Annotated in this window: 25 protein-coding genes; 16 read left to right on the top strand and 9 right to left on the bottom strand. The window is 69.2% G+C overall.

Going from position 1 to position 24,582, the window contains the following annotated elements:
* The first annotated feature begins 207 nt into the window (after nucleotides 1-207).
* The 4 genes from ACFOSH_RS39940 (at nucleotide 208) to ACFOSH_RS39925 (ending at nucleotide 3,364) form a co-directional block, all read left to right on the top strand.
* On the top strand, nucleotides 208-819 hold the full coding sequence (locus tag ACFOSH_RS39940) for a SecDF P1 head subdomain-containing protein (RefSeq protein ID WP_378246269.1): 612 nt from the start codon (nucleotides 208-210) through the stop codon (nucleotides 817-819).
* A 70-nt stretch (nucleotides 820-889) separates the two neighbouring features.
* Nucleotides 890-1,945, top strand: coding sequence for an LLM class flavin-dependent oxidoreductase (locus ACFOSH_RS39935; RefSeq protein WP_378246267.1), 1,056 nt, complete (start codon nucleotides 890-892; stop codon nucleotides 1,943-1,945).
* A 221-nt stretch (nucleotides 1,946-2,166) separates the two neighbouring features.
* On the top strand, nucleotides 2,167-2,847 hold the full coding sequence (locus tag ACFOSH_RS39930; RefSeq protein ID WP_378246275.1) for an AraC family transcriptional regulator: 681 nt from the start codon (nucleotides 2,167-2,169) through the stop codon (nucleotides 2,845-2,847).
* 73 nt (nucleotides 2,848-2,920) lie between these two features.
* A complete protein-coding gene (locus ACFOSH_RS39925) occupies nucleotides 2,921-3,364 on the top strand; it encodes an SRPBCC family protein (RefSeq protein ID WP_378246273.1) in 444 nt (147 codons plus the stop codon).
* Nucleotides 3,365-3,377: 13 nt separating this feature from the next.
* On the opposite strand, the gene ACFOSH_RS39920 is transcribed toward ACFOSH_RS39925, so the two are convergent.
* On the bottom strand, nucleotides 3,378-4,340 hold the full coding sequence (locus tag ACFOSH_RS39920) for a M64 family metallopeptidase (RefSeq protein ID WP_378246265.1): 963 nt from the start codon (nucleotides 4,338-4,340) through the stop codon (nucleotides 3,378-3,380).
* Nucleotides 4,341-4,440: 100 nt separating this feature from the next.
* Here ACFOSH_RS39920 and ACFOSH_RS39915 point away from each other — a divergent pair, with 100 nt between their 5' ends.
* The 3 genes from ACFOSH_RS39915 to ACFOSH_RS39905 all read left to right on the top strand — a co-directional run bounded on the left by ACFOSH_RS39915 (nucleotide 4,441) and on the right by ACFOSH_RS39905 (nucleotide 6,528).
* On the top strand, nucleotides 4,441-5,415 hold the full coding sequence (locus tag ACFOSH_RS39915) for a LysR family transcriptional regulator (RefSeq protein WP_378246263.1): 975 nt from the start codon (nucleotides 4,441-4,443) through the stop codon (nucleotides 5,413-5,415).
* A gap of 74 nt (nucleotides 5,416-5,489) precedes the next feature.
* Nucleotides 5,490-6,242 (top strand): S1 family peptidase, encoded by a 753-nt coding sequence (locus ACFOSH_RS39910; RefSeq protein ID WP_378246261.1) that lies wholly within the window; start codon nucleotides 5,490-5,492, stop codon nucleotides 6,240-6,242.
* A 55-nt stretch (nucleotides 6,243-6,297) separates the two neighbouring features.
* Entirely contained in the window at nucleotides 6,298-6,528 is a 231-nt protein-coding gene (locus ACFOSH_RS39905) for a hypothetical protein (protein ID WP_378246259.1), read from the top strand.
* On the opposite strand, the gene ACFOSH_RS39900 is transcribed toward ACFOSH_RS39905, so the two are convergent.
* From ACFOSH_RS39900 to ACFOSH_RS39890, 3 genes are all read right to left on the bottom strand, one after another.
* On the bottom strand, nucleotides 6,518-6,649 hold the full coding sequence (locus tag ACFOSH_RS39900) for a hypothetical protein (protein ID WP_378246257.1): 132 nt from the start codon (nucleotides 6,647-6,649) through the stop codon (nucleotides 6,518-6,520). The two genes, ACFOSH_RS39905 and ACFOSH_RS39900, sit on opposite strands and share 11 nt — an antisense overlap.
* Before the next feature lie 231 nt (nucleotides 6,650-6,880).
* Nucleotides 6,881-7,870: a helix-turn-helix transcriptional regulator gene (locus ACFOSH_RS39895; protein ID WP_378246255.1), complete on the bottom strand. Its 990-nt coding sequence runs from the start codon at nucleotides 7,868-7,870 to the stop codon at nucleotides 6,881-6,883.
* A 2-nt stretch (nucleotides 7,871-7,872) separates the two neighbouring features.
* A complete protein-coding gene (locus ACFOSH_RS39890) occupies nucleotides 7,873-8,526 on the bottom strand; it encodes a S1 family peptidase (RefSeq protein ID WP_378246253.1) in 654 nt (217 codons plus the stop codon).
* 428 nt (nucleotides 8,527-8,954) lie between these two features.
* Between ACFOSH_RS39890 and ACFOSH_RS39885 the strand changes: the two genes are divergently transcribed.
* Nucleotides 8,955-12,650: a CARDB domain-containing protein gene (locus ACFOSH_RS39885; RefSeq protein WP_378246251.1), complete on the top strand. Its 3,696-nt coding sequence runs from the start codon at nucleotides 8,955-8,957 to the stop codon at nucleotides 12,648-12,650.
* Between the two features lie 47 nt (nucleotides 12,651-12,697).
* Here ACFOSH_RS39885 and ACFOSH_RS39880 read toward each other — a convergent pair whose 3' ends face one another.
* On the bottom strand, nucleotides 12,698-13,258 hold the full coding sequence (locus ACFOSH_RS39880) for a TetR/AcrR family transcriptional regulator (RefSeq protein WP_378246249.1): 561 nt from the start codon (nucleotides 13,256-13,258) through the stop codon (nucleotides 12,698-12,700).
* 97 nt (nucleotides 13,259-13,355) lie between these two features.
* Between ACFOSH_RS39880 and ACFOSH_RS39875 the strand changes: the two genes are divergently transcribed.
* Together ACFOSH_RS39875 and ACFOSH_RS39870 are read left to right on the top strand one after the other, a co-directional pair.
* Nucleotides 13,356-14,258 carry an NmrA family NAD(P)-binding protein gene (locus ACFOSH_RS39875; RefSeq protein ID WP_378246247.1) on the top strand — a complete coding sequence of 301 codons (903 nt, stop codon included), beginning with the start codon at nucleotides 13,356-13,358 and terminating at the stop codon, nucleotides 14,256-14,258.
* A gap of 123 nt (nucleotides 14,259-14,381) precedes the next feature.
* Complete coding sequence (locus tag ACFOSH_RS39870) at nucleotides 14,382-15,323, top strand: alpha/beta hydrolase family protein (RefSeq protein WP_378246245.1); 942 nt, start codon at nucleotides 14,382-14,384, stop codon at nucleotides 15,321-15,323.
* A 3-nt stretch (nucleotides 15,324-15,326) separates the two neighbouring features.
* Here ACFOSH_RS39870 and ACFOSH_RS39865 read toward each other — a convergent pair whose 3' ends face one another.
* The 3 genes from ACFOSH_RS39865 to ACFOSH_RS39855 all read right to left on the bottom strand — a co-directional run bounded on the left by ACFOSH_RS39865 (nucleotide 15,327) and on the right by ACFOSH_RS39855 (nucleotide 17,190).
* Nucleotides 15,327-16,244, bottom strand: coding sequence for a S66 peptidase family protein (locus ACFOSH_RS39865; protein ID WP_378246243.1), 918 nt, complete (start codon nucleotides 16,242-16,244; stop codon nucleotides 15,327-15,329).
* 12 nt (nucleotides 16,245-16,256) lie between these two features.
* On the bottom strand, nucleotides 16,257-16,652 hold the full coding sequence (locus ACFOSH_RS39860; RefSeq protein WP_378246241.1) for an ATP-binding protein: 396 nt from the start codon (nucleotides 16,650-16,652) through the stop codon (nucleotides 16,257-16,259).
* A 76-nt stretch (nucleotides 16,653-16,728) separates the two neighbouring features.
* Nucleotides 16,729-17,190 (bottom strand): Rid family hydrolase, encoded by a 462-nt coding sequence (locus ACFOSH_RS39855; RefSeq protein ID WP_378246239.1) that lies wholly within the window; start codon nucleotides 17,188-17,190, stop codon nucleotides 16,729-16,731.
* A gap of 64 nt (nucleotides 17,191-17,254) precedes the next feature.
* On the opposite strand from ACFOSH_RS39855, the gene ACFOSH_RS39850 reads away from it, so the two are divergent.
* Together ACFOSH_RS39850 and ACFOSH_RS39845 are read left to right on the top strand one after the other, a co-directional pair.
* Nucleotides 17,255-17,740: a MarR family winged helix-turn-helix transcriptional regulator gene (locus tag ACFOSH_RS39850; protein WP_378246237.1), complete on the top strand. Its 486-nt coding sequence runs from the start codon at nucleotides 17,255-17,257 to the stop codon at nucleotides 17,738-17,740.
* Nucleotides 17,741-18,347: 607 nt separating this feature from the next.
* Entirely contained in the window at nucleotides 18,348-20,222 is a 1,875-nt protein-coding gene (locus ACFOSH_RS39845) for a Calx-beta domain-containing protein (protein ID WP_378246235.1), read from the top strand.
* 49 nt (nucleotides 20,223-20,271) lie between these two features.
* Here ACFOSH_RS39845 and bla read toward each other — a convergent pair whose 3' ends face one another.
* The gene (gene bla, locus ACFOSH_RS39840; protein ID WP_378246271.1) at nucleotides 20,272-21,180 is read right to left on the bottom strand and encodes a class A beta-lactamase; all 909 of its coding nucleotides are present in this window, start codon (nucleotides 21,178-21,180) and stop codon (nucleotides 20,272-20,274) included.
* A 95-nt stretch (nucleotides 21,181-21,275) separates the two neighbouring features.
* Between bla and ACFOSH_RS39835 the strand changes: the two genes are divergently transcribed.
* From ACFOSH_RS39835 to ACFOSH_RS39820, 4 genes are all read left to right on the top strand, one after another.
* The gene (locus tag ACFOSH_RS39835; RefSeq protein WP_378246233.1) at nucleotides 21,276-22,157 is read left to right on the top strand and encodes a LysR family transcriptional regulator; all 882 of its coding nucleotides are present in this window, start codon (nucleotides 21,276-21,278) and stop codon (nucleotides 22,155-22,157) included.
* Nucleotides 22,154-23,053, top strand: coding sequence for a serine hydrolase (locus tag ACFOSH_RS39830; protein ID WP_378246231.1), 900 nt, complete (start codon nucleotides 22,154-22,156; stop codon nucleotides 23,051-23,053). Before ACFOSH_RS39835 ends, ACFOSH_RS39830 begins: the two co-directional genes overlap by 4 nt.
* Nucleotides 23,054-23,134: 81 nt before the next feature.
* Nucleotides 23,135-23,608, top strand: coding sequence for a flavodoxin family protein (locus ACFOSH_RS39825; RefSeq protein ID WP_378246229.1), 474 nt, complete (start codon nucleotides 23,135-23,137; stop codon nucleotides 23,606-23,608).
* Nucleotides 23,609-23,758: 150 nt separating this feature from the next.
* Nucleotides 23,759-24,559, top strand: coding sequence for a siderophore-interacting protein (locus ACFOSH_RS39820; protein ID WP_378246227.1), 801 nt, complete (start codon nucleotides 23,759-23,761; stop codon nucleotides 24,557-24,559).
* Nucleotides 24,560-24,582: the final 23 nt, after the last annotated feature.

The raw sequence follows: 24,582 nt of genomic DNA, 5'->3' as shown, positions 1-24,582 counted from the left end.
GCCTCTTCACCACCACCCAGCCCCAGACAGTGTGATGGGGCAGGGCCTCCGGCCCCGCCCCACCAACACCAACGAACCCCAATCCGAAAACGCAACAGCCTCTTCAGGGTAGGCAAGGAGGCCTTCACGGACCGGACCGGCGCCGTTTCCTCCGGCAGGCGGGGCGTTTCGCTCCCATGAGGACGCCGAACACGACAGAATGACCCCGTGCGAATCCTCTGTGGTGCGGTCGCCCTGGTCCTGCTCGGCGTCACCGGGTGTCAGTCCGGGGTTTCCGGCCAACCTGAACCCGAAGGCGACAGTTTCGCGGTCAAGGACGGCTCCCGGTTGCGGTTCCGGCCGGTCCTGGCCGAACTCCCGCCCGGTCCGGCGACGGGCGCGGCGACGAACCGCCAGAGCACGGAGCCCGCCGAGCAGCAGGCCGCAGCGGCGGCGCTGGACTGCTCGCCGGGGCCGGACCCGTTGGACGGCCGTGACGATCCGGCGCTCCCGCTGGTCGGCTGCGACCGCGTCCAGGGCACGAAGTACGTGCTCGGACCGGCCTTCCTCACCGGAGCCGACCTCAGCAAGGCGAACGCCCGGCTCGATGCCCAGACGGGCAGTTCGATCGTCGGACTCAGCTTCACTGACGCGGGTTCGCGGACGTGGGCCGACTGGACCGCGGGGAACATCGGCAAGCAGGTCGCGATGGTGCTGAAGAGCCGGGTGCTGACCGCGCCGTCGATCCAGGCCGCGATCACCGGCGGGGAAACCCAGATCACCGGCAAGTTCACCCTGCCCGAGGCGCGCCAGCTGGCGCGCGACATCGCCGGCGTCTGACCCGGACGGCGGTGCGGAATACGATCACCGCGCCCGACGTTTGAGCGTTCAACTACTTGAGGAGTTGGACATGGGTTACGAGATCCTGGGTACCCGGCAGGCGCCGACCTTCGGCCTGGACACCTTCGGTGACGTGGAGAACGGCCCGGACGGCCAGCCGGTGAGCCAGGCCGAGGCCATCCGCCAGGTCGTGGCCGAAGGCGTTCTCGCCGACCAGGTGGGCGTGGACTACTTCGGCGTCGGCGAGCACCACCGCGCCGAGATGGCGGTGTCGTCGCCGGACGTCGTCCTGGCGTCGGTCGCCGGTCAGACCGAGCGGATCCGGCTGGGCACGGCGGTCACGGTGCTCAGCTCGGACGACCCGGTGCGCGTCTACGAGCGGTTCGCTACGCTGGACGCAGTTTCCCGGGGACGCGCCGAGGTCACCCTCGGGCGGGGTTCGTTCACCGAGTCGTTCCCCCTGTTCGGCTATTCGCTCGATGACTACGAAGCGCTCTTCGCCGAGAAGCTCGATCTGTTCACGCATCTGCAGGGGGAGAAGCCGGTCGACTGGTCCGGGACCGTGCGTCCCGCGCTCGAGGGCGCGCAGGCCTACCCGGTCACCGAGGCGGGCAGCCTGCCCGCCTGGGTCGGCGTCGGCGGCACCCCGCAGTCGGTGGTCCGCGCGGCCGCGTACGGCCTGCCGCTGGTGATGGCGGTGATCGGCGGATCTCCGGAGCGCTTCACGCCGCTGGCCGACCTGTACCGCCGCGCGCTGAAGGAGGCGGGACACCAGGAGCTGCCGATCTCCATGCACAGCCCCGGTCACATCGCCGAGACCGACGAACTCGCGGTGGCCCAGCACTTCCCGCATCACCAGGCCGCCTTCGCCAAGATCGGCGCCGAACGGGGCTGGGGCCCGATGTCCCGGGCCGACTACGACGGCATGGCCGGGCCGCGCGGCGCGCTGTTCGTCGGCTCACCGGAGACAGTCGCGCAGAAGATCGCCTGGGCGGTACGGACCCTTGGCCTGTCGCGATTCCAGCTCAAGTACGGGGCGGGCGCGCTTCCGCACGAGCAGCGCCTGAACTCGATCCGGCTGTACGGCGAACAGGTCATCCCTCGGGTGAAGGAGCTGCTCGGCTAGCCTCGAAACCGTGGTGTTCGACTCCGAGCGATTCGACCTTCAGCCGTACACCGGTTTCGACATGTCCCGCTGTGTCCGGCGGACCTCGTGCAGCTGGGAGGATTCCGGCTGGGAGTCCCTGCTCGTCCAGCGATTCGACCACGTTCCCGTCGTCGAGGACCTGAGCCTGCCCGCCACGGCGGATCTGCACCTGGTCCTGCCGCTGGCGGGGACGGGCGGTGATGGAGACACGCGGCGAAGGCCGGTGGAAACGCCATCACTGGGAGCCGGGGCGGCTCGAACTCGCCGTTCCCGGCAGGCCGGTCTTACGCCGGTACCGCGGGGACGGGTCGATGCGCAGCCTGCAGGTGCATCTCCCGGGCACCACGGTCGAGTCGGTCGCGGAGCGGCTGGGCGGCCGCGTGGTGGACCACGAGGCGATGGCGGCGTCCGTGGCCGCCGGAGACCCGCTGCTCGGTGAGCTGGTCCGGGCCGTCGGGAACGCGGGGGAGAACGACGACCTGTACGCCGAATCCGCGGCCGCCTTCCTCACCGTGCATCTGCTCACCCGGCACGCGCGGAAGCCGGAGCAGCCCGGCACGGGGCGGGAGGACAACCGGGTCCGCTCGGCCGTCGCGATGATGCGCGAACGGCTGGCCGAGCCGCTCAGCGTCGCCGAGATCGCCGGGGAAGTACATCTGAGCGTCTATCACTTCATCCGGGTCTTCAAGGAAAAGACCGGTGAGGCACCACACCGGTATCTCGGCAGGCTCCGGATCGAGAAGGCGCGAAGGCTGCTGCGCGGCACCGGCTTCCCGATCGCTCAGATCGCGCGCAGCTGTGGGTTCGCCACTCCAGGAGCCCTGTCGGCCGCTTTCCTTCGGCACACCGGATCACGCCCCTCGGAGTACCGCAATTCCTGACCGAGGTCCCGCAATCTCACGCATGGTGACCCCGGCCGCGCGTTCCTAGGGTGACCGGGTGAGTAGTTCTGGAGTGCGGTCGTACGACGTCACCGCCGAATCGACAGCGCCGCCCGCCGCGGTGTGGGCCCTGTTGCTGGACGCCCGAAGCTGGCCGGTCTGGTCTCGGGTCGGCTCCCTGGAAGCCGGTGCGTCACAAGGACTTTCCGCCGACGGACGCGACGGCGTCGGCGCGATCCGCGCCTTCCGTACCGGCAAGACGGTCACCAAGGAGCGGATCACCGCTCTCGACCCCGAACGTCGGTTCGCCTACGAGGGGGTGGACGTCCCGGTGATGGTCGACTACCAGGCCGCTGTCGAGCTGTGCGAAACACCCGGCGGCGGGACACGGATCCGTTGGCACGGAACGTATCGCGTCGGCCGGGGCAACGCGTGGATCTTCCGCTGGTATCTCCGCCGCTTCATGCGGGACATGGCGACCGGGCTCGCCGACACCGCCGGCGGCCCGGCCCGGTGACCATGACAGGAAATCAGTGCCGGGCAGCGGCTTCACGGTGGAAGCCGGCGATCATCGCTTCGGTGCTCGGCGGATTGAAGGGCTGCCCGAGTGTCCGCATGAGCGAGTTCACGCTGGGGCGGTACATCCCGGTCTTGCAGTAGCGGGACCCCTCGAAGGCGCCGACAGTGCCGCCGTCGGGGGAGGGCTTGCCGAGCCAGGTGTGCCACTTGGCCCGGCGGTCCCGCATCTGCGCGGCCGTGAGCGCGGACGCGTTGGGCTCCTGGGGTTCACGGGTTTCGCAGGTGCCGTAGTCGTATTCGTCGGCCAGCCCGCCGATGGAGTGCCCGAGTTCGTGGGCGACGATCTGGCTGGCCTGGATGTTGCCGCCCGAAGAGGTCGCGACGCCGCCGCCCGCTCCGCCGTACTTGGTGGTGTTCGCCAGCATGATGACCTGATCGACGTCCGGTGCGGCCGCGGCGTACTGATTCGCCTTGGTTTCGTTGACGCACAACAGCCGTTCGATACCGCCGCACCAGAAGTACGAGCCCAGCGCGGTGTTGCGCCGCACCCCCTGGGTCGGGTCGTTGGTGACGCCGGACTGGGCGGAGACGACGTCGACCTGCCAGAGATTGAACTGCTTGCGATAGCTCTTGTACGGCTCGATCGCGAACAGCGCCGCGATGCTGGAGCGGACGTGCTGCGAGTACGTGCCCAGCTGCGAGGAGGTGTAGCCGTCGCCGACGAAGACCAGGTCGAAAGTGGTCTCGCTGGGGCCGTTGGTCTCGATCGGGGTCACCGCGGCGGCGTTCGCGATCAGTTGTGGTGCGGCGGTTCTGTCCGAGGACGGCCGGGTGACCTCCACCCGGGTGATGCTCCCTCCGGGTTCGAAGGCCTCCATCGACGTCGTGAACCGGGGAGCCGCCGACGCCGTCGCGGGCGTGAATCCGGCGACGAGAACGGCGGTCAGCGCGACCATGAGACATGCGCGTCGCATGCGTACTCCTTGCGGGGAAGGGGAGAAAAGAGGAGTACGAAAAACGATCCCGACTTTCGACGGCTTCCGGCACATCCCAAGTGGCCATAAGGTCCGCGTGATGGACGTCGAGTTACGTCATCTGCGAGTGGTGTGCGCGGTGGCCGACGCGGGCAGCATCACGCGTGCGGCGATCGGCATCGGGAGCAGTCAGCCCGCGCTGACCGCCGCCGTGCAACGGATCGAGCGCGCGTTCGGCGGAACTTTGTTCGTCCGCGGCAGGGACGGAGTCTTCCCCACGGCGTTCGGCGAATGCGTGCTCGTCCGGGCGCGGGCCGTCCTGGCCGCGGCGGACACGCTGCACCGGGACGCGGCGCGCTGGCTGGCGGACGGGGAGGAACGTCCTGTCGCGCTGGGTGGGATCGGCGGTTCGATGGTCGTCGAGCTGGCCGACCGCCTCGGTGACTCCGGCCGGGGGCAAGCGGTTTCGGTGACCACGGAGTTCTCGCCCTTGCGGCTGCTGGATCTCGTGGCAGGCGGGCAACTCGACGCCGCCGTCGTCGCCGACTATCCCGGTCACGTCCTGCCGCCGGCGCCAGGGGTGGCGACGCGGCCACTGGCGACGCAACCGGTGTTCGTGGCGATCGCCGCGGACCATCCGGCCGCCCACCGCGCCGAGATCGACCTCGCCGACCTCGCCGGGGAACGGTGGGTGCTCGGGCCGTCCGACGGCGCCGGCTGGCCGGAGTGCTTCGAGGAGGCCTGCGGGCGGGTGGGATTCCGGCCGCAGGTCGCGCACCGGAGCACGGAACTCCGGCCACTGCAACGCCTGATCGCCGCGGGCCGGGCGATTTCCCCTTGCCAGGTAACCTTTCCCGCCTCGCCCGGAGTCACGATCCGTTGCCTCGCGGGGGATCCGTTGTGGATGCGGTATCTGATCGCCTGGAGCACCGAAGGAGCCTTCGGCGGGAACAGCGAGGTCTTGATCGCCGCGGCCGAGGCGGCTTACCGGTCCGACACCGACAGCAGTCACACCTATCGGCACTGGCTCGCCCGCCGCGGTGAACCCGTCGACGTCCGGCGTGCCATCGGGTGACACCTGGTCGGGGAATTCCCCTTGTCGGGCGGGGGTCCTAGCCTCGGATCACCTCATCGACGAAGGGTAGAAAATTGCGTCTGCGCGCCCTGCTGGCCGCTGCTGTCCTGACCATCACCACCGCTCCGGCCGCGCTCGCCGCGCCGGACGTCGCCCACGGCACCGATGTCCCACCGGGACAATTCGGGTTCGTCGCGAAGATCGCGATGACGAAAATCCCTCGCCCGGACGGTTCGACCTACAGCAGTTTCTGCACGGGGGCGCTGATCGCGCCCGGCTGGGTCATCACGACCGGCCACTGCTTCCACGACGCGCACCGCAAGCGGGTCTCGGGCAAGGCGCCGTATCCGACGACGGTGACGTTGGGTCTCGTCGACGAAGCGACCGAATCAGGCGTGGCCCGCAAGGCGACCGAAGTGCTGCAGGCGAAGGAGAACGACGTCGCCCTCATCAGGCTGGACACCCCGGTGACCACGGTTTCGCCGCTGACGGTGAACCGGGCGGTTCCCCAGGTCGGCCTCCACCTGACCCTGGCGGGCTGGGGCAGCCTGACCTCGACGAATCCCGCTCCGGCGACGCGGATGCAGCAAGGCACCGTGCAGGTGGCGACGGTGGCCCCGACGACGGTGGGCGTCCGCGGCGCGGCGCCGTCGATCACGACCAGCGCCTGCACGTACGACTCGGGCGCACCGTACTTCGTCCCGGGCGGCAAGAGCGGCGCCCTGGTCTCGCTGGAGGCCACGGGGCCGGATTGCCCGCACGCCGGGGTCGAGACGACGTCCCGCGCGGACGCCATCGCGGACTGGATCGCCACCCAAACGGGGTAGCGGTCCGTTTCGGCCGATGACGGAGCGGGTAGTGGCGTGAGCAGGAGGTACAGCGATGACCAAGGCTGGAATGACCGCTCCTCCGGCGCCGCCGAACCCGATGCCGCCGGACCCCGGAGTGCCCGATCCCGGTATCCCCGAGCCGGTGCCGGACCCTGGCAGGCCCGAGCCGCTACCGGACCCCGGGGCGCCTGAGCGCGTCCCCGATCCGGGCCCGGACCGCCCGCTGCCGGAACCCGGAAGCCCGCCGGAAGCTCAGCCCGGGACGGCCGGGCTCAGAGGGTGAAAGCGAGCCACAGCGCGAGCCAGGCGCAGGCCGCGACCGCGACGGCGACCGCGCAAACCCGCAGGCCGGCGGTGGCGATCCGGAGCGACGCGGTGCCGTTGTGCTGTCGGTGATTCCCCATGATGCCGCCCTCCTTTCAAGATCACCTTCCGCTCTTCGCGCGTTCCGCGCAGCGGGGATGAGCTGTCAGGGTGACCCCATCCGAGTGAGGGTGGCAGGAAAACAGGCCCGGCCGGAGTTCCGGCCGGGCCTGTTCCGGGTCAGCTGGGTGGGCCACGACGCCGTCTTCGGCGACCGAGAGCGTGCAGTGACAATGTGATGTGCAACACAAACGCAACCTGCGCCGACAGTGTCAGAGCCAGCTGTTGTGGGCGGCGAAGACTCCCAGCTGGAACCGGCTGGAGACACCGGCGCGGTCCATCAGGGTTTCCAGATAGCGGAACAGGGTGCGCCTGCTGACGCCGAGTTCGGCGGCGATCTCGTCGTCCTTGCGCCCGGCGGCGAGCAGGATCAGCAGTTCGCGTTCGATCGGCCGGATCGGCTGCTCGGCCGTCCGCCCCTGCCGGTCGAGCGGAAGCGCCGCGGCCCAGGAAGTTTCGAACAATCCCTCCAGTGCGGAGAAAAGGCTGCAAGGGCGCACGATCACGATGGACTGGTTGCGATCGGCCTCCCGGATCGTCAGCGCGATGGTGGCCGCCCGGTCGTCGAAAAGCGTCAGTTTCACCGGGAGTTCGGGCAGCAGCCGTGCCTGTTCACCGGCTCGCAGGCACGGCAGGATGTTCGCGGCGAGGTAGCCGGGGTCGCCGATCGACGCTCCACTGTAGACACAGCGGTAGCCGATTCCGCGCCGCAGCTGCTCTTCTTCCAGCAGGTTCCGGCGGCCTCCGGTGAAGTAGGGCGGGGAATCGAGACGGCGGACCTGGTGCCGCACCGTGGTCGCGAGATGCTGAAGCCGGGGGAGGATGGCGTCGCCGGTGACCACTTCGAGCAGATCCTGCGCGTGGGGCATCCCCGAATGCGCTCGCCGGAAGGCGCGGTACGCGGTCTGGACCGCGAGCCGCGCGTCGTGCAGTTCGGCCTGCCGTCGTGTGGTCAGCGCGGCGAGCGCCTCACCGGGGTTCGCGGGGAGGAATTCGGTACCGTCCACTCCGGACGACACCGCCAGCCCCGCGTCCGCCAGTTCCTTCAGCGCCAGGTGGACGGTCTCCGCGTCGTCGTCCCGCCAGGCGAGTTCCCCGGCGGTCACGGGCGCGCTTTCGAGCATCCGGCGGTAGATCCGGGCGGCGGTCTCACCGAGGCCCAGTCTGGCCAGCTGCGCGCCGAGCCCGTCCGGGGGAGTCACCGCTAGACGCCCGAGGTGTCGCGGATCCAAGTGCGGTTCGCCGCGATGCCGGTGTGCGTCGAGCTGTCCACCTTGTTGCCGGCGATGTGCACGCCGACCTGTTTGCCGCCGACGAAGACCGGTCCGCCCGAGTCGCCGCCGTTGGTCAGCCCGTTGCCCCGGCGCGCCTTGATCAGTCCATTCCCGACACTGGTCACCTTCATCTGGGCGACCTTCAGGTAGCGCTGCAGGTCACCGTCTTCGTTGTAGCCCCAGCCGTAAACGTATTCGGTGTCACCGGTGGCGACGGAAGTACCGAGGGACGCGTACGTCGTGCTGACCGAACGGTCGAGTCGCAGCAGCGCGATGTCGGCACCGCCGGAGGGGGTGTGGATGGCGGCGACCGCGGCGTAGGTTCCGGCCCGGTGGTCGACATCGCCCACGCGGACCGAGTATTCGGCGCCGGGTTCGTCGATGCAGTGCCGGGCGGTGAGCACCCAGCGGGCGCTGATGATCGAACCGGAGCACCACTGCGAGCCGTTCTGCTCGATCATGGCGGCCCACGGGCCGGACTGGGCGTATCCGCCGTCGATGATGGGGGCCGCGCCGGCGGCGGGCGCGACCGTCATGAGCCCGGCCGCGCACAGCAGTGCGGTGAGGAGACCTCGGATGCGCATGGTGCCTTCCAATGCAGGGAAATACAGAAAAGAAGGGGAATCGACGGCGCGCCGCTTTCGACCGCGGCGGGATCGCCAGGGGTCGCCCGGCCGGATCCGACGCCGGTTTTCCCATGCTAGGCAAGCGGATACGACCGTTGATAGCGACTAAAGACGGGAGAAGCCCGCGCCGGGCGGCACGGGACCAGCGTCATCGGCACGGGAGTGCCGATGGCACTGATGTGTCACGGAGGGACCGGTGCCGCGACTCAGCGCGGCCAGGCTGCCTTTAAGTGCACAAGCGTGCACTGAAGCCGTCGGCCAGGCGTACTCTGAAAGTAGTCGCAAAATTTCTGAAACGTGTCAACTTCTTGCATTCGGTCCCCGGGTTGTTGCATGCTCAAACGGCTCTGGCTCCCTCCCCGCTGTCTCAAAGAAGAGAAGACGCCATGACACGTATGCGCCTGTCCCGGATCATCGCCGGTTTCCTGGCCACGGGGCTTTCCGTCGCCGGGCTCTCCCTCGCTTCCGCCGCGAGCGGGCCACCCCCGGGTACCGCCGCCCCACCCGGACAGGCCGCGCTCGCGGAGGTGCCGCTGACCCGGACGATGTCGGCCAGCAGCGCGCTGCCCGGCTATCCCGTCGCGAACGCCGTCGACGGAAACCAGGACAGCTATTGGGAATCGGCCAACAACGCGTTCCCGCAGTGGATCCAGGCCGACCTCGGGGCGGCCAAATCCCTCTCGCGGATCGTGCTGAAACTGCCGTCGGGCTGGGAGTCCCGCACCCAGACGCTGGCAGTGCGCGGTAGCGCCGACGGCACGGCGTTCACCGACCTCGCCGCCCCGGCCGGCTACGCGTTCGCCCCCGGCGCCGACACGGTCACGATCCCGATGACCGCGTCGGCCCGCTATGTGCGGCTGCAGGTCACCGCGAACACGCGATGGCCTGCCGCGCAGCTCTCGGAGTTCGAGTTGTACGGGCCGGACACCGGCGACGCTCAGGTGCCGAGCGCGCCCGCGAATCTCGCGCTGACCGAGCCCTCCGCCGGGCAGCTCCGGCTGACCTGGTCGGCTTCGGCCGACAACGTCGGCGTCACCGGCTACACCGTCTATCGCGACGGCACACCGGTCACCACGATCACCGGCACCTCGTTCGCCGAGGCCCGGCCCGCGGGGACGCGGGTCGAGTACTTCGTGCGGGCCAAGGACGCGGCGGGCAACGAATCCGGCGACAGCGACCACGTCGTGCGCTCCGGGACGAGCGCGGGCGCGAACCTGGCGGCGGGCAAGCCGATCGAGGCCACCTCGACGGTCCACTCGTTCGTCGCAGCCAACGCCAACGACAACAACACCGCCACGTACTGGGAATCCGCCGCGGGCTATCCGAACTCGCTGACGGTGAAGCTCGGGGTCGACGCGGAGGTCGACTCGGTCGTGGTGAAGCTCGCCCCGGAGGCCGTCTGGGGCGCGCGGACACAGAACTTCGAGATCCTCGGCCGCGCGCAGGGCGCCACCGCGTTCACCGCCCTGACGGCGCGGGCGGACCATCGCTTCGACCCGGCCACGAACCAGAACTCGGTGGTCATCCCGGTCAGCGGACGTGCGTCGGACGTGCGTCTGCAGTTCTTCGCCAACTCCGGCGCCCCCGGCGGTCAAGTCGCGGAGTTCCAGGTGACCGGCACTCCGGCGCCGAATCCGGACCTCGTCGTCACCGGCACGACCTGGACACCGGCGAACCCGACGGAGACCAGTCAGCTCGCCGTGTCTGCCACGGTGAAGAACGCCGGCACCGCGAACGCGGGCGCGACGACCGTGAACGTCAGTCTCGGCGGCACCGTCGTCGGTGAGGCGGCTGTCCCGGCTCTCGCCGCGGGTGCGTCCGCCACGGTGACGGTGAACGCGGGTACGCGTCCCCAGGGCACGTACAGCGTGGCCGCCTCGGCCGACCCCGCGAACACGGTGGCCGAGCAGAACGAAACCAACAACACGTTCACCTCGCCGACGTCGCTGGTCATCGCACAGTCGCCGGGACCCGACCTCGAGGTCACCGGCATCACCTCCAACCCGCCCAATCCGGCGGTCGGTTCGGCCGTGTCGTTCACTGTCGCGGTGCACAACCGGGGCACGAGCGGCGCGGGCGCTTCGGTGACCCGGCTGGTCGTCGGAGGCGCCACGCTGACCGGCGCCACCGGCGCGATCGAGGCGGGCGTCACCGCGAACGTCGCGATCTCGGGTACGTGGACCGCCGCCAACGGGGGCGCGACCCTCACCGCGACGGCCGACGCGACCGGCACGGTCACGGAGACCAACGAAGCCAATAACAGCCTCTCTCGGGCGATCGTGGCCGGCCGCGGCGCGGCTGTCCCGTACGTCGAGTACGAGGCGGAAGCCGCGCAGTACCAAGGACAACTGCTGGAGGCCGACCCGCTGCGCACCTTCGGCCACACGAACTTCGCGACCGAGTCCTCGGGCCGCGAGTCCGTGCGGCTGGCGGACCAGGGCCAGTACGTCGAGTTCACGTCGTCGAACCAGGCGAACTCGATCGTCGTGCGCAACTCCATCCCCGACGCCCCCGGTGGTGGCGGGCAGGACGCGACGATCAGCCTGTACGTCAACGGGACTTTCGCGCAGAAGCTGACGCTGTCGTCGAAGCACAGCTGGCTCTACGGCAGCACCGACGACCCCGAAGGTCTGACCAACACCCCGCAGGCCAACGCGCGACGGCTGTTCGACGAGTCGCACGCGCTGCTGTCCCGGTCGTACCCGCCGGGCACGAAGTTCAAGCTGCAGCGGGACAGCGGTGACAACGCGGCGTTCTACATCGTCGACATGATCGATCTGGAGCAGGTCGCGCCCGCCGCGGAGAAGCCGTCGAACTGCGTGTCGATCACGGAGTACGGCGCGGTGCCGAACGACGGGAACGACGACTCGACCGCGATCCAGCGCGCGGTGACCGACGACCAGAACGGCGTGATCGGCTGCGTCTGGATCCCGGCCGGGCAGTGGCGGCAGGAGAAGAAGATCTTGACCGACGACCCGAACGTGCCCAACGGCGGCGGCCAGTACAACCAGATCGGCATCTCCGACGTGACGATCCGCGGTGCCGGGATGTGGCATTCGCAGCTGTACTCGCAGATCGAGCCGCAGAACGCAGGCGGCATCAACCACCCGCACGAAGGGAACTTCGGCTTCGACATCGACAAGAACACCCAGATCTCCGACATCGCCATCTTCGGTTCCGGCCGGATCCGGGGCGGTGACGGTGGCGCGGAAGGAGGCGTCGGCCTCAACGGCCGGTTCGGCACCGGGACGAAGATCTCGAACGTGTGGATCGAGCACGCCAACGTCGGCGTGTGGGTCGGGCGGGACTACAGCAACCTCCCGGCGCTCTGGGGTCCGGCCGACGGCCTGGAGTTCAGCGGCATGCGCATCCGGAACACCTACGCCGACGGCATCAACTTCACCAACGGCACCAGGAACTCGAAGGTGTTCAACTCGTCGTTCCGCACCACCGGTGACGACTCGCTCGCGGTGTGGGCGAACCAGTACGTGAAGGACACTTCACAGGACATCGCGCACGACAACGTGTTCGCCAACAACACGATCCAGCTTCCTTGGCGTGCCAACGGGATCGCGATCTACGGCGGCTACGGAAACAAGATCGAGAGCAACATCGTCCACGACACGATGAACTATCCGGGCATCATGCTGGCGACGGATCACGATCCGCTGCCGTTCTCCGGGCAGACGCTCATCGCGAACAACGCCCTGTACCGCTGCGGCGGGGTGTTCTGGGGCGAGCAGCAGGAGTTCGGCGCGATCACGTTCTTCGCGCAGGGCAAGGACATTCCCGGGGTCGTCCTGCGGGACACGGAGATCCACGACTCGACCTACGACGGCATCCAGTTCAAGACGGGTGGCGGCGTGGTGACGGCGGCCGTCGCAGACGTCAAGATCGACAAGTCGAACAACGGAGCCGGTATTCTCGCGATGAGCGGCGCCCGCGGCAGCGCGACCTTGACGAACGTGACGATCACGAACTCGGCGGGCGGTGACGTCGTCCGTGAGCCGGGGTCGCAGTTCGTGATCAACGGCGGACCGGTTCCGGCAGTGGTCTCGTCGGGCCGCCGCGGCACGAGGTAACCCCGAGCGTGATCCGGGGCCGGAGTGGGTGACCGCTCCGGCCCCTTTCACGTCCGAGGGCTCAGGCCCGCCACGGCCAGCCGGAACAGCCTGTCCGCCTGCGAGGCGGGATCCGGGTAGTGCTCGGTGGCCAGGACGATGCCGACGATCAGCGTGATCAGGTCCGCGACGGTGACTTCCGGCGCCACCACTCCGTCCCGCGCGGCCTGCCGCAGAAGCGGTTCTCCAGCGTCTTCGAGGGCGGAGGAGCAGGAGTTCTCGTGCGCGGGATCGGTTTCGTCGTAGGAGAGCGCGGCCGCCAGACCGCGGGCGGTGACGCAGTAGGCCACGACCTCGTCGAGCCAGGTCAGGAGCCCTTTCCGGCTGTCGTCCTCGCCGGTCAGTTCGACGGCGCGGGCGCACAGCGCCGCGATCCGCTTCGCGGAGACCGCCTCCAGCAGGACCCGGCGGGTGGGGAAGTGGCGGCGCACGGTCGCTGAGCCGACGTTGGCGGTGCGGGCGATCTGCTCCAGCGAAGCGCCGGAGCCATGGGTCGCGACCTCTTCCTCGGCCACCGCGAGGATGCGCGCGTAGTTGCGCCGCGCGTCGGCGCGCTGGCCGTCCGACATGTCTTCACCTCGACGTTTGCGTAAGTGGCGGGCCCCGCCATATTGTAGCGGACGATAAGTGGCGGGCCCCGCCACTTTGTCGACCAAAGGAGCGATCATGTCCTCAGCACCCGTTTTGGTCACCGGTGCCACCGGCAGGCAGGGCGGCGCGACCGCCCGCGCGCTGCTGGCGGCGGGCGTCCCCGTCCGTGCGCTCGTCCGTGACCCGGCCAAGGCGAAGGCCGTCGAAGCGCTCGGCGCCGAACTCGTCGTCGGCGATCTCCATGACCTCGATTCCGTGACCCGGGCGGCCAAGGGGGCCCGCGCCGTCTTCTCGGTGCAGATGCCCGGCATGAGCGCGGAAGGGTTCGACTTCGCCGGGGAGGTGGCTCAAGGCGTCAACCTCATCGAGGGCGCGAAGGCGGCCGGAGTGCCGCAGTTCGTGCACACCTCCGTCTCCGGGGCCGGTCAGCATGTCGAAGCGCCCGGATGGGCCGAGGGCCGCTGGGCTTCGATGGAGCCCACCTTGGGGGCCAAAGCCTCGATCCAGGACCGCCTGCGCGAAGCGGGCTTTCCCCGGTGGACACTCCTCAAGCCCGGCTTCTTCATGGAGAACTTCCTGCCCGACATGAAGTTCCTCTTCCCGCGCGGGGTCGAGGGTGGCCTGGTGAGCGTCATCAAGCCGTCGACGAGCCTGTCCCTGGCCGCCGTGGACGACATCGGTACCGCGGCCGCCGCGGCCATCGCCGAACCGGAGCGATTCGCCGGCGTCGAACTCGAACTCGCGAGCGACTTCCTGACCATGGCGGAGATCGCCGAGGTTCTTTCGGAGGTGCTGGGTACGCGGCTGGTGGCTCCGGACATGACCGTGGAGCAGGCTGTCGCCGCCGGGATGCCGCCGATGGGCGCTTCGCACGAGTGGCTGAACGTGATCGGCCAGCCGGGACGACCGCGGTTCGCGCGGGAGTTCGGTATTCCGCTCACCGGTTTCGCGGCTTGGGCGCGGAAATACCTCGGGTAGTGCGTGATCGTCGAGGCATGCGCATCGAGCCGCTGCCGGTTTGACAAAGCGGAACACTGCTCCGTATGTTTGTGGAACAGTGCTCCGCTTAGCGCGGCGCCTTGACACAAGAGAAGGCCCACCATGAGCACTACCACTCCGACACCGGTCCTCTCGATCGCTCCGGTGGTCCTGGCGACGCCGGATCGGGCCGTGGACCTGCGGCTGCGGATTTCCGCGCCGATCACCGGAAACGAGCTGCCGGTCATCCTGCTGTCGCACGGCCAGGGCCCCTCGAACCATCTCTCGTCGCTGAACGGCTACGCGCCGCTCGTGGACTTCTGGGCGGCGCACGGCTTCGTCGTCATCCAGCCGACCCACCTGAGCTCGCGGACGCTGAACCTGGCGGCCGGCGACCCGGAAGCGCCGCTGTACCAACGATCCCGGGCCGAGGACATGATCCGGATCCTCGACCGGCTCGACGAGATCGAGGACGCCGTTCCCCACCTGCGCGGCCGGCTGGACCGGGGCAAGGTCGCCGTCGCCGGGCATTCGATGGGCGGGCACACCGCGAGCCTCCTGCTGGGCGCGCGCTACACCGACGACGATGGTGAGGAGGTGGACCTCGCCGAGCCCCGGATCTCCGCCGGTGTGCTGCTCGCCGCGCCCGGTCGCGGTGGCGACGCCGTCACCGGATTCGTGGCCGAGAACTACTCTTTCTTCCTCAGCACGGACTTCTCCACGATGACGACTCCCGCGCTCGTCGTCGCGGGGGACAAGGACTCCTCCACGCATCTGACGGTTCGCGGTCCGGAGTGGCACACCGACCCGTACTTTCTTTCGCCGGGCCGCAAGACGCTGCTCACCCTGTTCGACGCCGAGCACGGTCTCGGCGGGATCTCCGGCTACGACGTCGCCGAGACGACGGACGAGAACCTGGAGCGGGTGGCCGCGGTGCAGCGCCTCACGGTGGCCTACTTGCGTTCCGCGCTCTATCCCGGGGACGGCGCCTGGCAGGCGGCGTGTGACGAACTGGCCTCCGCGCCGGACCCGCTCGGCCGGGTCGAACTCCGTCTGCCGGAGTAGGTCTCAGCACACGGCCGGTGCGACGGTGAGGGTTCCGGCGTCCGTGTCCAGGACGGCGGCCGTCCCCAGCGGCACGGACAGCGGATCGGGGCCGTGCCCGACGTCGATCCCGCCGAGCACCGGGACGCCCAGCGCGCCCAGCCGATCCTCGAAGACGTCGACGAGGGTCCAGTCGCGGTCGGTGTAGTCCTCGAAACCGGGAAACCGGCCGAGCGCGACACCGCGTACGCCTCGCAGCGCGCCGGATCGGATCAGCTGGGTCAGCTGCCGGTCGATCTGCCCGAGGCCGATGGTCCGCTCTGCTTCGAGGAAGAGAATGGTGCCCGCCAGTGAAGGAAGTCCGGCGCCGACGGCGTGGGCGACGGTGCCGAGGTTGCCGCCGACGAGGTCCCCGGTGGCGGTGCCGGGGACCTCGGCCGCGACGGTCATGGTTCGCGGGTCGCGGTGCAGGACGGCGGGTTCGGTGCTCATCAGCAGGCACCGGGTCGAGGCCGCGGAACGAGCCCCTGCCAGGAAACCGTGGATTCCCGCCAGCCCGCAGTGGTGCCGGAGCGAGAGGTGCAAAGCGGTGATGTCGCTGAAACCGATCACCGGTTTGGGGTCAGCCCGGACCGCCGCGAAATCGAGGTCTTCGGCGATGCGGTACGCGCCCGCGCCGCCGCGGGTGGCGATCACCGCGCGGACGGCGGGATCACGGAACGCGTCGTCGAGATCGGCCAGCCGGTCTTCGTCCCGGCCCGCCATGTACCCCCACCGGTCGAACGCGTGTGCGCCGATTTCGACCTTCAGTCCCCAGCTTTCGAGCACCGCCGTGGTCTCGGCGACGAGCTCGCGGCTCGGAAAGCTGGCGGGGGACACGAGCCGGACGCGATCACCCGGCCGCAGCATCGGTGACACCAGAGTGCTTCGCGATGCTGTCACCGGATGATCGTGTCAGAGCACCGGGATCTCCGCCCACACCGTTTTGTATCCCGTGCCGGTGTCCACGCCCCATGCGCTGCTGATCGCCTCGACCAGTGCCAGCCCTCGCCCGTGCGGGCTCGTCGGATCCTGGTTGGTCACCCGGCGCGGTCGCAGATGCGGACGGCGGTCGTCGACCTCGACGCGGACCACGTCGCGGTCCCAAGCGACGGACACCCTGAGTTCGGCGACGCCGTCCGCGTGTTCGTGCGCGTTGGTGACCAGTTCGGTGGTGAGCAGTTCGGTGTCCGCGATGGTGATGCGGCCGACCTCGCTCAGCTGATCCCGGAGCCAGGACCGGACCTGTCCCAGCGGCGGGGCGCTGCCAGTGGGGAATTCGTATGCTTGCCGTGTTCCCGTAGTACCCACGCGTGTCTCCTTAGCGGGTTTCCCAGCTGGGCCAAGAGCATGGGCGTACTCGGGTAGTACCCAAGGGGCACGGCGTTCACACGCGGGAGTCTCCGGTGATCGCGGTGACCCTGATCTCCACGCGCATCTTCGGCGCGGCGAGGGCCGGGACGCCGATCTCTGTCCAGATCGGCGTACGGTCGCCCATCCGCTCGCGGAACTGCTCGACCATGACGCGGTTGTGGGTCTCGCCGATGAAACCGGGGGATTCCGGGACATGGTAGGAGTTCACGGAGATGACGTCCCGCCAGGTGGCACCCGCGGCGGCGAGGGTCCGCTCGATGTTCTCGAAGGTCTGGACGATTTCGGCTTCCAGATCCTCGGGGAAGGTGGGGAAAGGCAGGTCGCTGTGCCAGCCGCCCTGCCCGGAGATCTCGACGCGATCGCCGATGCGCACCGCCTGGCTGTAGCGCGTCTCGGCCTGGAGCCGCTCGCCGTGGCCGGGGGTGGTGAAGAACTGCGGCTGGGTCGTGGTGGCCTTCTCGTTGACTTCATGCATGAAGTCAACGTAGCACTGTTTGACTTCATGTGTGAAGTCGCGCGCTTCTCGGTAAGGTTCCGCCATGGCCACCCATGCGACCCCGGACCCGGACGAAGCGTTGTGGCTGACCCCTGCCGAGAAGGAGGCCTGGACCGGACTGGTCTCCCTGGTCCTCCTGCTTCCGGGGAGGCTGGAGTCGCCGCTGCAGCACGACGCCGGGCTGACGCTGTTCGAGTACCTGACCCTCAGTCATATCTCGGACGCTCCGGAGCGACGGCTGCGGATGAGCGAGCTGGCCTACCTCGCCAACGGCTCGCTTTCCCGGCTGTCCAATGTGGTCAAGCGGTTCGAGCAGCGAGGATGGGTGGAGCGAACGCCTGATCCCGACGACGGGCGGTACACCCTCGCCGTGCTCACCGACAGCGGTTACGAGGTGGTCGTCAAGGCGGCGCCTACGCACGTCCGTTCGGTGCGGGAGCTCGTCCTCGACCCGTTGAGCGCGGAGGATCAGCAGGACCTGGCGCGCATCGCCGCCAAACTGCGGACACGGCCCGTCGACCTGGCCTAGCCGGCGCGCGGTCCCTCGTGAGTGGTAGCGACGGTCAAGGCCAAGAGTGTCTTAGGTACCTACCGCCGGTCGGTTTCGTGCGGCCAGGGACGACACGTGTGCCCAGACGGACGACTCACGGCGAGAACGTGCCCGCACACGTGTCGTCCCGCCCATCACGCGTGCCGTCCACTCGGTCACACGACACCACCGTCGCGAAGTCGTTTCACTCGGCCCTGCGGCCGACAAACGAGCGGGAAGGTGCCGGACGTTGAATGATCTCGCCACGGTCTCGGCCGCCTGCGGTGTTGCGACATTCGGTGCGTGTTCGGCAAGAAAGATCCGCACGAAATCGCCTTTCCCGCCGTGATCCGATCACGGAAAACGCGGAGATCCCCGGTCCTTCTCATGCTCGTGAGTGAGAGCCGCCGGAGAGCTTTCCACTCGCCGGCCTAACGCGGACATGGTCCGAGTAGCCCGGATTCGCGGTAACAGCCCGTTGAGCACCTTGACATGCGGCGCTCCGGGTGACGTTTCCGCCATTCGCTAACGAAATGCGGAATGTTCCGTCTTTCTCAGGAAGCCCACAGGAATTCCGGCTTTCGGCCGGGTCTCGAAAGGGAAATCCATGTCGCGAAGACCACTTCTCGTCGTCATGACCGCCGTCACGGCGATGCTCGCGTCCACCGCGGTCGCCGCCGCGGCCCCACCGGGGGTGGACCCGGCCACGGTCGACCTCACGCTCAACGCGGGGCAGAGCACGGTCGTGACCAAGAACGTGACCACCTCGGCGGTGCCGCCGAACCCCGACCTCGTCCTGCTCGCGGACACCACGGGCAGCATGGGCGGGCCGATCGGCAACGTGCGGTCGAACGCCAACGCCATCACCGGTGACGTGCTCGCCGCGCAGCCGACCGCGCAGTTCGGCGTCGCCGAGTACAAGGACTTCACCGACTCGGTGCCCTTCAAGGTCAACCAGGGCATCACCGGCGACACCGCCGCCGTCCAGGCGGGAATCAACCAGTGGGTCGCCTCGGGCGGCGGGGACACGCCGGAAGCGAACCTGAACGCCCTGTACCAGCTGGCCACCGGCGCGGTCGACTTCCGGCCGGACGGCACCCGCATCATCGCGTGGTTCGGCGACGCGCCGTCGCACGATCCGAGCGGCGGGCACGACCTGGCCCAGACCATCGCGGCACTGCAGACGGCGAAGATCCGCGTGGTCGCCGTCAACGTCGGGGCGCTCGATTCCGGCGGGCAGGCCTCCGCGATCACGTCGGCCACGGGTGGGGTGCTGCTGAACAACGTCCCCGCCGGGCAGGTCTCCCAGGCGATCCTGGACGGCATCAAGTCCATCGAGGTCACGGTGACCCCGAAGGTGACCAGCTGCGACCCGCAGCTCACCGTCACCAACGACCCCGGCAGCGTCAAGGTGACCAGCGGCGACGTCGCCTCGTTCACCGAGACGATCAAGGCGTCGGCCAGTGCCGCTCCCGGCACCTACCACTGTGTCGTCGACTATCAGATCGACGGTGTTTCGCGGGGGTACATCGAGACCACGACCGTGCGCGTGCTCGGGTTGAGCATCAACGACGTGTCGGTCGACGAGGGCTCGGGCGGTGCGCAGGTACCGGCGACCTTCACGGTGTCGTTGCTCGGCGGCGCCAGCGCGAATCCGGTGACGGTGCAGTACTCGACCGCCAACGGCACCGCGACCGCGCCCGCCGACTACGCGACGACGAGCGGGATGGTCACGTTCGCCCCGGGCCAGACGGCCAAACCGGTGACCGTGCTGGTCAACCCGGACACCGTCGACGAGCCGAACGAGACGTTCACGGTGAACCTCTCGGCCCCGTCGGGCGCCGGGCTGGTCGATCCGACCGGGGTCGGCACGATCGTCGACGACGACCGTGACGGCGTCTTCTCCTGCACGGGCACCGCGGCGAACGTCCTCGGCGTGACCGCGGCGCAGGCGAACCCGGCGAACCTGCCGTGTGCCGACGACACCCGCACCGTCGTCGCCGCGACGCTCAACGCGGGCCTGATCAAGGTGGACACGAAGGTGCTTACCGCGTCGACCGATCTCACGCCGGACAACCAGTCGGCGGCCCCGGCCGCGGGTGATCGCGCGCTGGCGTCGGCGAAGATCGACAAGACGGTGATCAGCACGCTCGGGCTGAACATCGAGCTCGGCGTGATCCAGTCGCAGGCCACGGCGACCTGTCAGACGGCGCCGGGCGGACTCGCCCCGGTACTCGCAGGCGGTTCGAACGTCGCCTCGCTGAAGATCAACGGTGAGTCGATCACGGTGGGCTCGGCGCCGTTGACCATTCCGCTGGTCATCGGCTCGCTGAAGCTCAACGCCCAGACCGTGGCGAACGGCGTCGTGAAGCAGCAGGCCGTCGCGCTGGACACCGCGCTCGCGAAGATCGTGCTCGCGGAATCCCAGGCCGACGTGCACGGCACCGCCGCGCACCCGGCAGGCAACCCCTGCCGGCGCTGATCCGGTGAAACTCACCGGGCGGACGGGGGATCCCCGTCCGCCCGGTGGGTCAGGGGAGGACCTTGACGGCGGCCGCGGTGGCTTGCGCGAGCAGCTTGTTGTCGATCTTCGCGTCCTTGTCGGCCCGGTCGGTCAGGACCGAGATGACGATCGGCGCCCGGTTCGGCGGCCACACGACCCCGATGTCGTTGCGCGTTCCGTAACCCGCCGTGCCGGTCTTGTCGGCGACAGGCCAGCCGGGGACCCCGGCGCGGATGTTCTCGTCGCCGGTGGTGTTGGCGCGCATGATGTCGACCAGGATCTTGCGTTTGTCCTCGGGCAGCGCGTTGCCGAGGGCGAAGACGCGCAGGCTCACGGCGAGGGCACGCGGCGTGCTGGTGTCCCGGGGGTCGCCGGGGAAGGTGTCGTTGAGTTCGGGTTCGATCCGGTCGGCGTGGCTGGTGGTGTCGCCGATACCCCGCAGCACGGCGTTGAGGCCCTCGGGCCCGCCGAGTTCGCGGAAGAGCAGGTTGCCGCCGGTGTTGTCGCTGTACCGGAGGGTCGCGTCGATGACGGCGCGCAGCGGCATGCCCGTCGCGACGTGCTTCTCCGTGACCGGCGAGTTGGAGACCAGGTCCTTCTGGCCGTAGGTCACCGTCCGGTCCAGATCGGCGATCGGCGTCCGCTGCAGGACACCGCCGGCGGTGAACGTCTTGTGTGTCGAGGCGTAGGCGAAGCGTTCGTCGGCGCGGAAGGCGACCTCGCGGCCTGTCGCGGTGTCGACCGCGTACACCCCGAGCCGGGCGCCGAAAATGCGCTCGAGCTGCTCGAAGTCGGTCGTCGCGACCGGGCTCGCGGACGGTGCGGCGGCGGGCGGCTGCGCGGGAGCCGGGGTGGAACACGCGGCGAGTGACACGACCGAGAGCGCCAGCAGAGCGGCTCGGCCTGTCCACCGGCGAGAAGTGACAGACACGGTGATTCCTTTCAAGATCGTTCGATGTCCGCAGTCTGGCCAGCACCGGTCATGCTGTCCAAGACACGAATGACCTCTTCCATGCGAATCATGCATAGTATGTGGTCGTGGACCTGATCGGCAGCTGCCGGGCGTTCGTGAGCGTGAGTGAGGCCGGGACGTTCACCGCGGGAGCCGCGATCGCCCGTATCCCCCAACCGGTGGCGAGCCGCCGGATCGCCGCGCTGGAACGGCACTTCGGCGAGCGGCTGTTCGACCGCTCCACCCGCCGCGCGCGGCTCACCTCGTTCGGCCGGGACATGCTGCCGTCGGCGAAACGGCTGGTGACCTTGGCCGACGCCATGGAGCACGACGCGCAGCGCGCCAAACTGCGGCCGACGAGGCTCGCGATGCCGGAAACCTGCACCACCCGCGAGCTCGCCGAACTCGACGCGGCGGCGCGGGAGCTGGATGTCTTCCTGGAGATCCGGCAGGCCCCGCCACGGGAACGGGCGGAACTCGTGCGCACCCAGGAGGTTCGCGCCGCTCTCACGGTCGTCCCCGCCGAAGAGGGAACGTGGAGGGTCGCCCTCGGCCTCGCCGGTGCGGGCAAGCCGCGAGCGGGCGCCTTCCACCTGGAGACGTTGCGGGTCGGCCGGTCCGGCGGCGCGCCTCGCCGGGTTTGGATCCAGCCCGAGGACGACGTGCCGCATCTGCGTGACCGCCTGTTCCGGGTCCGCGATTCGGTGGGATTGCGGCCCGCGCAGGTCGCCGTCGCCGATTCGCTCACCGCGGCCGCGGCGGCCGTGTTCGGCTCGGACGATCTGCTGCTGTGCTCGACGGCTCAGGCCACCGAACTCGGCCTGGCGTGGCGGCCCATCGGTGAGCTCCAGCCGGCGCGAGGTTACGAGATCACGGCGGGGCTCGGCGAGGACGCGCAGCGGATCCGGGCACGATTGTGGCCGGACATCGCCCGGTGTCTCGGCGCGGAGGAGACGACATGAACACCGAAACGCTGCTCTCGCGGCTGCGTGCCGAGCTGGACGACGGTGGCCTGCGGGGTTCGTTCCTGGTGCGGGACCTGCGGACCGGATACGAGCTCGGCATCGATCCCGAGCTGGAGTTCCCGAGTGCCTCGCTGGTGAAGATCCCGCTCGCCACGGCGACCCTGGAGCGGATCCGCCGGGGTGAACTGGACGGCTCGGCGGCGATCGACGTCCAGCCGGGCCGGGCCACCGCGCCGGGGCCGACCGGGCTGACCCGGTTCCGGCATCCGGCCAGGGTGGCGATCGACGATCTGCTGTACCTCACCATGGCCATCAGCGACGAGACCGCGGCGGACACCCTCTTCGCGCTGACGCCGCCCGCCGAGGTCACCAGGATGACGCGCGAATGGGGCATTTCCGGGATCACCGCGCGGCATCCGGTCGCGGAACTCAGCGACACCCCCGCGGAACGCTTCGACCCCGCCGACGTCCACCTCGCGCACGCGCTCGCGATCAACGCGGGCACCGCCGGGCAAGGCCACCCCGTTCCCCAGCTCGACGTCACGCGCGCGAGCTCCGGTTCGGCCCGCGCGTTCGTGAACCTGCTCGAAGCGCTGTGGAAGCCGTCCAAAGTGGACAATGGGGTGGCGGCGAGGGTGCGCGAACTCATGGGGCTCAATCTGCTGCGTCAACGGCTGAGTCCCGATTTCGTCTCCGACGCCACGAAATGGTCATCGAAGACGGGCACCGTGCTGAACATGCGGCACGAGGTCGGGGTGGTCGAACACGCCGACGGCGGGATCTTCGCGATCGCCGCGCTGACCGGTTCCCGGGTGCCCGCGGCGATCCAGCCGGAGGCCGAGGTGCTGATGGCCGGCGTGGCGCGGGCGCTGCGCGATCACCTGCGGGCGTGACCGGGGTCACCGCGCCCGTTGTCACGATCTCCGTGTCCGCTCGGTTCTGAAGGGAAAGAACCGGCGAACTGGAGGATCGGCATGAAGGTCGTCATCGTGTGCGTTTCGGTGTCCCACGGCAACACGGCGCGGATCGCCGAGACCATGGCGGGAGTGCTCGAAGCGCGGGTCGTCAGTCCTGAGGAGATCGACCCGGCCGACCTCGATTCCTGTGACCTCGTGGGGTTCGGTTCGGGGATCTTCGGCATGGACTTCCATCCGCGTCTGCGCCGGTTCGTCCGGGATCTCCCGGAGAAGCAACGGCGGAAGGCGTTCGTGTTCACCACGAGCGGGCTGCCCGAGCCACCGTTCCGGCGCTACACCCGCCGTCTGGCGCGGCTCCTCGGGCGGAAGGGGTTCGACGTCGTGGGTACGTTCTCGTGCCGGGGGTTCGACACCTGGGCGCCGTTCAAGCTCGTCGGCGGGATTCGCAAGGATCGTCCTGGTACGGCGGATTTCGAGGCGGCACAACGGTTCGCCGAAGGCCTCGGTGGCGCCCGGGTGGCCACGTCCTGACGGCATGCCCGCAAACGTGAGCAGTCGTGCCCCTTGATCGAACTTCGCGCAGGTCCGGACGGCGTCCGCACGCCGGTGAATGCGAGTACCCAAGAACTGAGGAAATGCTCATAATAGTGCTATGAGCTGCGAAAACACGAAGGTAGTGCAGTGATCCCGCGCCTCCGGCTCCCGGCGTCACGCAAGATGATCACGCTCGAAGTGCGAGAGCGTGTCCTCCTGAGCCCGAGCTTCGCCTTGGTCACTCTCGGCGGGCCGGCGCTGAAAGATCTCATCGTCGCGGGAACGGACCAGACGGTGCGGCTGTTCTTCCCCCGCGAGGGACAGTCCCGGCTGCGGATGCCCACCTTGTCGAACGAGGCGTGGATGCCCGAGCTGATGCTGCTGCCCAAATCGGTCCGTCCGTGGGTGCGCACGCTCACGGTCCGCCGGGCGAGGCCCGCCGATGAGGAGATCGACATCGAGTTCGCCCTTCACGGGCACTCCCCGATGAGCGATTGGGTGCGCGGAGCAGGGCCAGGGGATCCCGTCGGCATCTTCGACATGGGCACGACCTACCGCCCGCCGGACGACGTCGGCGCGCAGCTCATCGTCGCCGACGAAAGCGCGCTTCCCGCGGCGTTGGCGATTCTCGACGACGCGCCGGAGTCGCTTGTCGCGGAAGTCTTCCTGGAAGTGCCGACCGTCGCCGATATCCGGCGGCACGACACCACCGAAGGCGTCCGTATCCATTGGCTGAGCCGGGACGATCCGGAACGGCGTCCGGGAACTCTCGCCCTCGAGACGGTCCGCCGGACCGCGCTGCCGCAGGGGCGGTTCTACACCTGGGTCGCGGGGGAGTCCCGGCTGGCGACGTCGTTGCGCCGGCACCTGGTTTCCGAACGGGGTGCGGCGAAGGCGGACATCTCCTTCGCCGGATATTGGCGACACGGCTGGTCCAGCCCCGGCTGACCCTTCGCGGTGTCGAGATCCTG

The sequence above is a fragment of the Amycolatopsis speibonae genome (assembly GCF_042647925.1).
Classification (GTDB): Bacteria; Actinomycetota; Actinomycetes; order Mycobacteriales; family Pseudonocardiaceae; genus Amycolatopsis; species Amycolatopsis speibonae.
This window is presented reverse-complemented; position numbering and strand designations above follow the sequence as displayed.